Source organism: Actinocorallia sp. A-T 12471, assembly GCF_033875155.1.
Taxonomy (GTDB): domain Bacteria; phylum Actinomycetota; class Actinomycetes; order Streptosporangiales; family Streptosporangiaceae; genus Actinocorallia.
Map to the genome: position 1 here is coordinate 39,092 of NZ_JAWZTE010000023.1, position 10,060 is coordinate 49,151.

Genomic DNA, 10,060 nt, shown 5'->3' on the forward strand with positions numbered 1-10,060 from the left:
GTGACCACCCCGATGACGAAGGCGGCGCGGCAGGCCCGCGTCCTGGAACTGCTGACCAGGCACAAGGTCCACTCCCAGGGCGAACTCGCCAAGCTGCTCGCGGACGACGGCCTCGAGGTCACCCAGGCCACGGTCTCCCGCGATCTCGTCGAGATCGGGGCGGTCCGGCTGCGCGCCGACGACGGCAGCCTCATCTACGCCGTCCCGGGGGAGGGCGGCGACCGCATCAAGCTCGCCCGCACGGGCAACGCCGAGACCTTCGCCTCACGGCTCGCGCGGCTGGCCCAGGAACTCCTGGTCTCCGCGCAGTCCTCGGCCAACCTCGTGATCGTGCGGACGCCGCCAGGCGCGGCGCAGTACCTGGCTTCGGCGATCGACCACGCCGAATGGCCCTCGATCCTCGGCACGGTCGCGGGAGACGACTCGATCCTCGTCATCTCCCGCGACCCGCTCGGCGGCGAGGCCCTCGCGGCCCGCCTCCTCGCGCTCACCGAGCGACGAAGCCAGGGGTCGGAAGACCCCCGCCCCCGCGAGAACCATTCCTGAACTTGAACTACCTGAGGAGAAAGACCAATGACTGAGCGCGTCGTACTGGCGTACTCCGGGGGCCTCGACACGTCCGTCGCGATCCCCTTCCTCGCCGACAAGATGGGCGCCGAGGTCGTCGCCGTCGCGGTCGACTGCGGCCAGGGCGGCGAGGACATGGACGCCATCCGCCAGCGCGCGCTGGACTGCGGAGCCGTCGAGGCGGTCATCGTGGACGCCCGCGAGGAGTTCGCCAAGGACTTCTGCTTCCCCGCGATCCGCGCCAACGCCCTGTACATGGACCGGTACCCGCTGGTCTCTGCGCTGTCGCGGCCCCTGATCGTCAAGCACCTCGCGGCCGCGGCTGCGGAGTTCAAGGGCACGCACGTCGCCCACGGCTGCACCGGCAAGGGCAACGACCAGGTCCGCTTCGAGGCCGGTCTCGCCGCCCTGAACCCCGACCTCAAGTGCGTCGCGCCCGCGCGTGACTACGCCTGGACCCGCGACAAGGCCATCGCCTTCGCCGAGGAGAAGGGCCTCCCGATCGAGGTGTCGGAGAAGAACCCGTACTCGATCGACCAGAACCTGTGGGGACGTGCCGTCGAGACCGGCTTCCTGGAGGACATCTGGAACGCCCCGATCGAGGACCTTTACGCCTACACGTCCGACCCCGCGACCCCGCGCGAGGCCGACGAGCTCGTCATCAGCTTCGCCGACGGCGTCCCCGTCGCGATCGACGGCCGCAAGCTCAGCCCGTTCCAGGTCATCGACGAGCTCAACAAGCGCGCCGGGGCCCAGGGCGTCGGACGGCTCGACATGGTCGAGGACCGGCTGGTCGGCATCAAGTCCCGCGAGGTCTACGAGGCCCCGGCCGCGATCGCGCTGCTCGCGGCCCACATGGAGCTGGAGAACGTCACGGTCGAGCGCGACCTCGCGCGCTTCAAGCGCTCGGTCGACCAGCGCTGGGGCGAGCTGGTTTACGACGGCCTGTGGTTCTCGCCGCTCAAGGACGCGCTCGAGGCGTTCATCGCCGAGGCGCAGGCGCACGTGAACGGCGACGTCCGGCTCACCCTGCACGGCGGCCGCGCGGTCGTCACCGGGCGGCGCAGCGGCTCGTCGCTGTACGACTACGACCTGGCGACCTACGACACCGGCGACACCTTCGACCAGAGCCTCGCCAAGGGCTTCGTCGAGCTGTGGAGCCTGCCGAGCAAGATCGCCGCGGTCCGCGACCGCAAGGACGCCTGAGCGGGGCTTTCCCGAGGTTATCCACAGGGCCGCTCCGGGGCGGGTCCCCGGAGCGGTACAACTGTGTCTGAGCGCCCGTCGATCCGGCGGCGGGCCCCACCACGACATTTCGGAGATAGATCACAGTGAGCAAGGCACCGACCCGGCTTTGGGGCGGACGGTTCGAAGGCGGGCCGTCGGACGCGCTGGCACGCCTGTCAGTGAGCGTCCAGTTCGACTGGCGGCTCGCGCCGTACGACCTGATGGGGTCGCGCGCCCACGCCCGCGTGCTGAACCGCGCGGGCCTGCTCGACGACGACGAGCTGGCCCGGATGCTCGGCGCGCTCGAGGACCTGGAGCGCGCGTGCGCGTCCGGCGAGTTCCGCCCGACCGTCGCCGACGAGGACGTGCACACCGCCCTGGAACGCGGCCTGCTCGAGCGGCTCGGCTCCCTCGGCGGCAAGCTGCGCGCCGGCCGCTCCCGCAACGACCAGGTCGCCACCGACCTGCGCCTGTACCTGCGCGACCACGCCCGCCGCGTCGTCTCGCGCCTTGTGGAGCTGCAGACCGCCCTGATCGGCCAGGCCGAGGCCAACCTCGGCGTCGCCGCCCCCGGCATGACCCACCTCCAGCACGCCCAGCCCGTGCTGTTCTCCCACCAGCTGCTCGCGCACGTCCACGCGATCAGCCGCGACATCGACCGCCTGCGCGACTGGGACAAGCGCGCCGCCGTCTCCCCGCTGGGGTCCGGCGCGCTCGCCGGGTCGTCCCTGCCGCTCGACCCGCAGGCCGTCGCCGCCGAACTCGGCTTCGATTCGGCCGCCGCCAACTCCATGGACGCCGTCAGCGACCGCGATTTCGTCGCCGAGTTCCTGTTCGCCGCCGCCCTCGCCGGAGTGCACCTGTCGCGCATCGGCGAGGAGGTGTGCCTGTGGGCGTCGCAGGAGTTCCGCTGGATCGAGATGGACGACACCTACGCCACCGGGTCGTCGATCATGCCGCAGAAGAAGAACCCCGACGTCGCCGAGCTCGCGCGCGGCAAGGCCGGCCGCCTCATCGGCCACCTCGTCGGGCTGCTCACCACGCTCAAGGGCCTGCCGCTCACCTACAACCGCGACCTCCAGGAGGACAAGGAGGGCGCGTTCGACGCCGTCGAGACCCTGCTGCTGGTCCTGCCCGCGATGTCCGGGCTGATCGCGACGATGCGCGTCAACACCGAGCGGCTCGAGGAGCTGGCCCCGCAGGGGTTCGCCCTGGCGACCGACCTCGCCGAACTGCTGGTGCGGCGCGGCGTCGTCTTCCGCGACGCGCACGAGGTCGTCGGCCACCTCGTCGTCTGGTGCCAGGTCAACGACAAGGACTTCGGCGACCTCACCGACGAGGAGCTCGCCAAGGTCTCCCCGCACCTCACCCCGGACGTCCGCGAGGTGCTCAACGTCCCCGGCGCCATCGCCTCCCGCAAGGCGCACGGCGGCACCGCCCCGGATCGCGTCGTAGAGCAGATCACCGCCTTGAAGGCTTTCGCCGACGACGCGGCGGCCTGGGCGCAGAACTGAATCGAGCCCTGCGCCCGCCCCTCCGGCCGTGGGCGCCTCGGCGCTCACGGCCCCCGGGCCAGACAGGGAAGGAGGGGAGTATGGCGCGGTTCGTTGTGGAGTTGCATGTTCCGGTCGTGGACTCGGCCGAGACGCTCGAGGACATCGAGGCGTTCCTTGACGATCTCGAGGAGACCGGGGAGATCGAGATCCACGCCGAGCCCGAGGACAGGCCGGAGGAGCACGTGTTCTTCCTGACCGGGCCGGATCCCGACATCCTGCTCACCGCGGCCACCCAGGCCGCCGAGACCCCGGGGACCCCCGGAGGGGCCTTCGCCGTCGTCCTGCCTGAGGGCCGCCGCGTTCCGCTCCCCTGGACGTCGGGCTGAGCACCGCGCGCCCAGGGCGGCTCAGCCCTCCTCGCGCGTGACGCCGTCGCCCGACGCCCACGCCGGCAGCGTCGCGCGCATCCGCGCGAAGGCCCGCACGAGCGCGTCCCGGTTCTTCGCCGCGTTCATCCAGCCCGGCAGCCGCTCGACCATGCTGGTGTGCGGCCGGAACCCGTCGCCGCCGCGCTCGCGCAACCGCGCCCCCACATAAGCCGCGAGATACTCAAGATGCCGCGCGTTGTAGGCCCACAGGAGATGCCCCCGGAAGTCCGCGCGGAGCCACACGTCGCGCCGGAACACCGGATCGACCGGCGCCCGGTACATCAGCGCCGAGCCGTCGGCCTCCCGCGTCGCCCCGCAGGACGGGCAGGTCAGCCGCCTGCGGACCACCGAGACCACCGCGCAGCCCCCGCACCCGGGGCATACCACGAGGACCTCGTCGGCGAACTCGTAGATTCGCTCGCGCCCGTCCCGGAACCGCTCGCCGCTCACGGGGCCGGGACGTTACAGGCCCTGCGCGCGTGCGCCGCGCGGAAGCTTGACGACGGTCACGAAGAACTCGTCGATCTTGTGGATCGCGGCGATGAACTGGTCGAAGTCGACAGGCTTGGTGACATAGGCGTTGGCGTGCAGGTGGTAGCTGCGCAGGATGTCCTCCTCGGCCGAGGAGGTGGTGAGGATGACGACCGGGATCGCGGCGAGCTCCGGGTTCGTCTTGATCTGCTCCAGCACCTCGCGCCCGTCGCGCTTGGGCAGGTTGAGGTCGAGCAGGATCAGGTCGGGCCTGATCGCCTCGGTGTGCGCGCCCTGCCGGAACAGGAAGTCGAGCGCCTCCGCGCCGTCGCGCACGACGTGCAGCCGGTTGCCGATCTTGTTGGTCTCGAACGCCTCCCTGGTCATCAGCTCGTCGCCCGGGTCGTCCTCGACGAGCAGGACCTCTATGGGCTCGACGGCGGGAGTGGTGTTCACGGGGCGGTCTCCTTGACGGTCTCTTCGGGGCGCGCGGCGTCCGGCACGAGCACGACGGCGGCGGGCTCGGGGCTGTCGGCGAGGGTGAAGCACACCCGGCTGCCCCCGGTGAACTCCGTGTCCAGCCAGATCGAGCCGCCGTGGTACTCCACGATCTTCTTGCACAGGGCGAGTCCGATGCCGGTGCCCTCGTAGGCGTCGCGCGTGTGCAGCCGCTGGAAGATCACAAAGACCTTCTCGGCGTATTCGGCGGGAATCCCGATGCCGTTGTCGGTGACGGTGAACCGCCACAGGCCGGGCCCCTGCTCCGCACACTCTATGCGGACGCGGGGGGCGGCGTCGGGGTCGCGGAACTTGAGTGCGTTGCCGACGAGGTTCTGCCACAGCATCGACAGCAGGGTCGGGTCGCCGGTCAGCTCGGGAAGCCCGTCCGGCCGCGCCACCTCGGCCTCGGCCTCGGAGATCGCCCCCGCGAGGTTGGCCAGCGCGCGGTCGAGCGTCTCGTCCACGGTGAGGACGCGGCGGTGGCTGTTCATCCGGCCGACCCGCGAGAACGTCAGCAGGTCGCTGATCAGCACCTGCATCCGCTTCGCGCCGTCCGTGGCGAACTCGATGTACTGGCGGCCCCGGTCGTCGAGCTGGTCGTGGTAACGGCGTTCCAGCATCTGGCAGAACGACGCGACCTTGCGCAGCGGCTCCTGCAGGTCATGGCTCGCCACATAGGCGAACTGTTCGAGCTCGGCGTTGGAGCGGCGCAGCTCCATCGCCTGGGAGTCGAGGTCGGCGGCCTGCTGCACCAGCAGCTTCTCGCGGTCGTTGGCGGCGAGCAGCTCCTTGACGATCCGCTCACGCATCGCCTCGACCGCCTCGCCGACCTCCTGGATGTCGGCCGGACCGCGCGACGGGATCGGCCTGCTGAAGTCGCCGTCCGCGACGTCCCTCGAGGCAGTGCGCAGCACCCGCAGCGGCCGGATCACCGCCACGTGCAGCAGCGCCGCGAGGCAGACGGCGACGAGCAGGAAGACCAGCAGGACCGCCAGCAGCATCGCGTCACGCACGGTCCGGGCCGCGGAAAGGTCGTCGCGCGCCTCGGCACGCGCCTTCTCCAGGTTCTGGCCCTGGACGCCCCACGCCGTGCGCAGGACGTCGAACGTCTCCTTGCCCTTGGCCGCGAACGGGTCCTGCGCCCGGCCGCCGCTCTCGGAGATCCGGGTGACGACGGGTTCGGCGTACTCCTCCCGCCACCGCACGGCGGCCGCTTCGACGGCGTCGAGGTCGGTGAGCAGTTCCGGTTCGTCGCGCAGCAGCCGCCGCAGGTCCGAGATCGCCTTGTGCTCGGTGTTCTGGCCGAGTTCGTACGGTTCGAGGAACCTCTGGTCGCCGGTGAGCGCATACCCGCGGATGCCGGTCTCCTGGTCGAGGAGCGCCGACTGGAGGTGCGACGCGGCGACGTGCGCGGGCATGATCTCGTCGAGCAGATGGTTGCCGACGGCGGCGGTGCGCTCCAGCATCGTCTGCACCACCAGCACCGCCGCGAGGACGAGCGCCACGAGCACCGCGAGGGTGATCTGGAACAGCGCGGGCGCGGACAGGCGGCGGAGCCTTCGCTTCCGCGCGGCCTTGGGGACTGCGTTGGTCATGCCGTCCTTCTCACATAGAGGACCGCGACGTCGTCGGCGAGCCCGCCGTACGGCGCGGACGCCTCCTCGGCGCCCGCGATCATCGCGTCGACGAAGCCGGCGCTCTCGCGGTGCGCCTCGGTTCCGGCGAGGTCGAGCAGGCCGGAGATGTCGAGGCGGTGGCCGTCGTCGGACGTGCGGCCCTCAAAGAGTCCGTCGGTGAACAGGACGATGCCCGTCCCGGTGTCGAGCGGCACGGTGTGCTCGGTCCACGTGTCGAGGCCGGGGACCATCCCGAGCGCGAGCCCGCCTTCCGGCTCGTACCACTCGACCGTGCCCGGCTTGTGCATGAGCAACCCGTGATGTCCGGCACGCGCCACCCGGGCCGTGGACTTGCCGGTCGGCAGCGTGATGATCGTCGCGGTGACGAACGTCTCAGGCTCCTCGCGCTCGGCGTCGAGCAGCTCCTCCATGAGCCCGAGCAGCCGCGTCCCGCGCACCCCGGACAGCACGAACGAACGCCACGCGACGCGCAGGCACACCCCGAGCGCGGCCTCGGCCGGGCCGTGCCCGGACACGTCGCCGATCACCGCGTGGACGCCGTCCTCGGCCTCGACCACGTCGAAGAAGTCGCCGCCGAGCAGCGAGTAGTCGCGGCCCGGCCGGTACCTGCTGACGACCTCGAGCAGCTCGTCGGTCACCAGCGGACGCGGCAGCAGCCCGCGTTCCAGGCGGGCGTTCTCCTCCGCGCGGATGCGCTCCGCCTGCAACTGCGCCGCGGCCTGCTGCACCTGACGCCGCTGGACGGCGTAGCGGATGATCCGCCCGAGCCCCTCGGGGTCGACCTGCCCCTTGGCGAGGTAGTCCTGTGCGCCGGCGGCGACTGCGGCGAGCCCTGCGCGCGCCTCGGACAATCCGGTCAGCACGACCACCGCGGCGTCCGGCGCGACGGCGAGCAGCCGGGTGACCGCGCTCAGGCCCTGGGCATCGCCGAGGTGCAGGTCGAGCAGCACGCAGTCGGGCTCGTCCTGGCCGGTGAGGTGCTCGTGCGCCTCGGCCATCGACCGCGCCCAGGTGAGCCGCGTGGCCATGCCGCACTCTTCGAGCAGCCCTTCGACCAGGAACTTGTCCCCGCGGTCGTCCTCGACCAGCAGCACATGAACGGTGCCCATCGGCTCCAGCAGATCGGGCGCGGCCTCACCTCGGGGCGCGCCCAGGGACACCGAGGCATGCTCGGGGGGCATCGGCCGTCCTTCCCTGTCTCTCGGACGAAAGATACTTTCCGCCGTCGCCCCTCCGTCCGCTCGCCCGAGAGGCGACCGAACAGCCCTTCGAAGGCGACGTGTGCGAGCTTACGGGATGAACACCCGCAACCCATCCCACCCGGACAACCCGCCTACCACCCCGCCCGCCGCACATAGAGTCGGTGAGATCCAAGGGGAGGAGAGGACAGCGTTGGGCCGCACGCCACTGCCACGGGAGTTCTTCGGGCGCGAGGTGACGGAGGTGGCGCGGAGCCTTCTGGGATGCGTGCTCACCCGGACGACTGACGACGGGGTCGTCGCGGTACGGCTCACCGAGGTCGAGGCGTATGCGGGGGGAGAGGACCCCGCGTCCCACTCCTACAGAGGCAAGACGCCAAGGAACGCCGTCATGTGGGGGGAGCCTGGGCACTGCTACGTGTACTTCACCTATGGGATGCACTTCTGCATGAACCTTGTGTGCGGTCCGGAGGGGACGGCCTCCGCTGTTCTGCTACGGGCCGGAGAGGTCGTCGAAGGGCTGGACCTCGCTCGGGCGCGCCGGCCCAAGTCGTCGGTACGGGATCTCGCTCGCGGGCCCGCTCGGCTGTGCCAGACGCTCGCCGTGGAAAGGGCGCAGAACGGGGTCGACGTTTGCGTCCCGGGGGAGCTGGTGATCAGTGCGGGGGACGGGGTGGAAGGCGGGCTCGTCCAGGCCGGGCCCAGGGTCGGGGTTTCCTCGGCGCACGACACGCCGTGGAGGTTCTGGCTGGAGGGGGAGCCGAGCGTCTCGATCTACCGGCGGCACACCCCGAGGGCACGCAAGCGCTGAAAGGATTACCACCGGGGAGCCTTCATCGGGCACCCTGGATCCGCAAGGGATCCCTTCGAGAAGAGAATGGAAGACCGTTGACCGACATCGTGGACGAGCTGCAGTGGCGTGGCCTCCTGGCCCAGACCACCGACCTTGAGGAGCTGCGCCAGGCCCTCTCGGCCGGGCCCGTCACGTATTACTGCGGCTTCGACCCCACGGCGCCCAGCCTTCATGTCGGCAACCTCGTCCAGCTCCTCACGATGCGCCGGATCCAGGACGCCGGGCACAAGCCGCTCGCGCTCGTCGGCGGGGCCACCGGCCTCATCGGCGACCCGAGCGGACGGTCCGCCGAGCGCCAGCTCAACTCCGAGGACGTCGTCGCCGGGTGGGTCGAGCGGATCAAGGGCCAGGTGTCGCGGTTCCTGTCCTTCGAGGGCGACAACGGCGCGCGCATGGTCAACAACCTCGACTGGACGGGCGGGATGTCGGTGATCGACTTCCTGCGCGACGTCGGCAAGCACTTCCCGGTGAACCGGATGCTCGCCAGGGAGGTCGTCGCCTCCCGGCTGGAGAGCGGCCTGTCCTACACCGAGTTCTCCTACCAGCTCCTGCAGAGCATGGACTTCCTTGAGCTGCACCGCCGTTACGGCTGCGTCCTGCAGAGCGGAGGCAGCGACCAGTGGGGGAACCTCACCGCGGGCGCGGACCTCATCCGCAGGGTCACCGGCAACCACGTGCACGCCATCTCCACGCCGCTGCTCACCAAGCCGGACGGCACCAAGTACGGCAAGACCGCGGGCGGCGCGATCTGGCTCGACCCCGAGCTCACGTCCCCGTACGCGTTCTTCCAGTACTGGGTGAACGTCGAGGACGGCGAGGTCGGCAAGCTGCTGCGCACCTTCAGCTTCCGGTCCCGTGAGGAGATCGAGGAGCTGGAGAAGCAGTCGGCGGACAGGCCCGCCGCACGCATCGGCCAGCGCGCGCTGGCCGAGGAGCTGACGACGCTCGTGCACGGGGCGGACGAGACCGCGAAGGTCATCGCCGCGTCCGCCGCGCTGTTCGGTCAGGGCGGCCTCGAAGCGCTGGACGAGGCGACGCTGGCGGCCGCGCTCGCCGAGACGCCCAAGGCCGAGCTCGTCAAGGGGCAGGAGCTGCCCTCGGTGGCCGACCTCCTGGTCTCCTCGGGGCTGTGCGCGAGCAAGTCCGAGGCGCGACGCGCGATCAAGCAGGGCGGCGCGTACCTGAACAACGAGAAGGTCGTCTCGGAGGAGGCGGTTCCTGAGCCGTCGGACCTGCTGCACGGCAGGTTCCTCGTGCTGCGCAGGGGCAAGCGCACGATCGGCAGCGTCGTCGTCGGTTGACCTGCGCTTTGTCACGATCTGTCACCCGGGAAATGGCCCGTACCACGCATCCGCGAGGTACGGGCCATTCTCGTCTTCGGCCCAGAAAAGGGAGATCCGGGTCACATCCGGTTTGCGGAGGGGCCGTCAGGGGCATACAGATCCGTACAAACAACCAGATGAGCAGGCGTTTCGCCCGGATGTAACGTCGATTTGACGTTGTCGAGGGTGCGCCGTAATGTTCTTCCTGCCCCGAGGGAAGCGGGACGCGAGAGCGGCCGGCCCGGGGACGAAACATCTCGAACTTCACGGTTCACCCGGAGATGCGCGAAGCACTCCGAGGGCCTGGTAAGCTAGAGAAACCGCCGAGAAGGAAGCCCGAAAGGGTGGAATCACAGCGG

The 10,060-nt window shown here is 70.5% G+C and carries 10 protein-coding genes; 6 read left to right on the top strand and 4 right to left on the bottom strand.

What is annotated here, in order from left to right; all coding sequences use genetic code 11:
• From R9X44_RS35055 to R9X44_RS35070, 4 genes are all read left to right on the top strand, one after another.
• Positions 1 to 546, top strand: coding sequence for an arginine repressor (locus tag R9X44_RS35055; RefSeq protein ID WP_319818694.1), 546 nt, complete (start codon positions 1 to 3; stop codon positions 544 to 546).
• 27 nt (positions 547 to 573) lie between these two features.
• Positions 574 to 1,773: an argininosuccinate synthase gene (locus R9X44_RS35060; protein ID WP_319818695.1), complete on the top strand. Its 1,200-nt coding sequence runs from the start codon at positions 574 to 576 to the stop codon at positions 1,771 to 1,773.
• Positions 1,774 to 1,898: 125 nt separating this feature from the next.
• Positions 1,899 to 3,308 (top strand): argininosuccinate lyase, encoded by a 1,410-nt coding sequence (argH, locus tag R9X44_RS35065; protein WP_319818696.1) that lies wholly within the window; start codon positions 1,899 to 1,901, stop codon positions 3,306 to 3,308.
• 80 nt (positions 3,309 to 3,388) lie between these two features.
• Complete coding sequence (locus R9X44_RS35070) at positions 3,389 to 3,676, top strand: hypothetical protein (RefSeq protein WP_319818697.1); 288 nt, start codon at positions 3,389 to 3,391, stop codon at positions 3,674 to 3,676.
• Between the two features lie 21 nt (positions 3,677 to 3,697).
• Here R9X44_RS35070 and R9X44_RS35075 read toward each other — a convergent pair whose 3' ends face one another.
• From R9X44_RS35075 to R9X44_RS35090, 4 genes are read right to left on the bottom strand one after another with little or no spacing between them, the layout of a single operon-like run.
• Positions 3,698 to 4,168 carry a hypothetical protein gene (locus R9X44_RS35075; RefSeq protein ID WP_319818698.1) on the bottom strand — a complete coding sequence of 157 codons (471 nt, stop codon included), beginning with the start codon at positions 4,166 to 4,168 and terminating at the stop codon, positions 3,698 to 3,700.
• Positions 4,169 to 4,180: 12 nt separating this feature from the next.
• Positions 4,181 to 4,645: a response regulator gene (locus tag R9X44_RS35080; protein WP_319818699.1), complete on the bottom strand. Its 465-nt coding sequence runs from the start codon at positions 4,643 to 4,645 to the stop codon at positions 4,181 to 4,183.
• A complete protein-coding gene (locus R9X44_RS35085) occupies positions 4,642 to 6,285 on the bottom strand; it encodes a sensor histidine kinase (RefSeq protein ID WP_319818700.1) in 1,644 nt (547 codons plus the stop codon). The genes R9X44_RS35080 and R9X44_RS35085 overlap by 4 nt, the downstream gene beginning before the upstream one ends.
• Complete coding sequence (locus R9X44_RS35090; RefSeq protein ID WP_319818701.1) at positions 6,282 to 7,508, bottom strand: SpoIIE family protein phosphatase; 1,227 nt, start codon at positions 7,506 to 7,508, stop codon at positions 6,282 to 6,284. The genes R9X44_RS35085 and R9X44_RS35090 overlap by 4 nt, the downstream gene beginning before the upstream one ends.
• A gap of 262 nt (positions 7,509 to 7,770) precedes the next feature.
• Here R9X44_RS35090 and R9X44_RS35095 point away from each other — a divergent pair, with 262 nt between their 5' ends.
• Positions 7,771 to 8,337 (top strand): DNA-3-methyladenine glycosylase, encoded by a 567-nt coding sequence (locus R9X44_RS35095; protein ID WP_413775008.1) that lies wholly within the window; start codon positions 7,771 to 7,773, stop codon positions 8,335 to 8,337.
• 77 nt (positions 8,338 to 8,414) lie between these two features.
• The gene (gene tyrS / locus R9X44_RS35100; protein ID WP_319818703.1) at positions 8,415 to 9,680 is read left to right on the top strand and encodes a tyrosine--tRNA ligase; all 1,266 of its coding nucleotides are present in this window, start codon (positions 8,415 to 8,417) and stop codon (positions 9,678 to 9,680) included.
• Positions 9,681 to 10,060 lie beyond the last annotated feature (380 nt).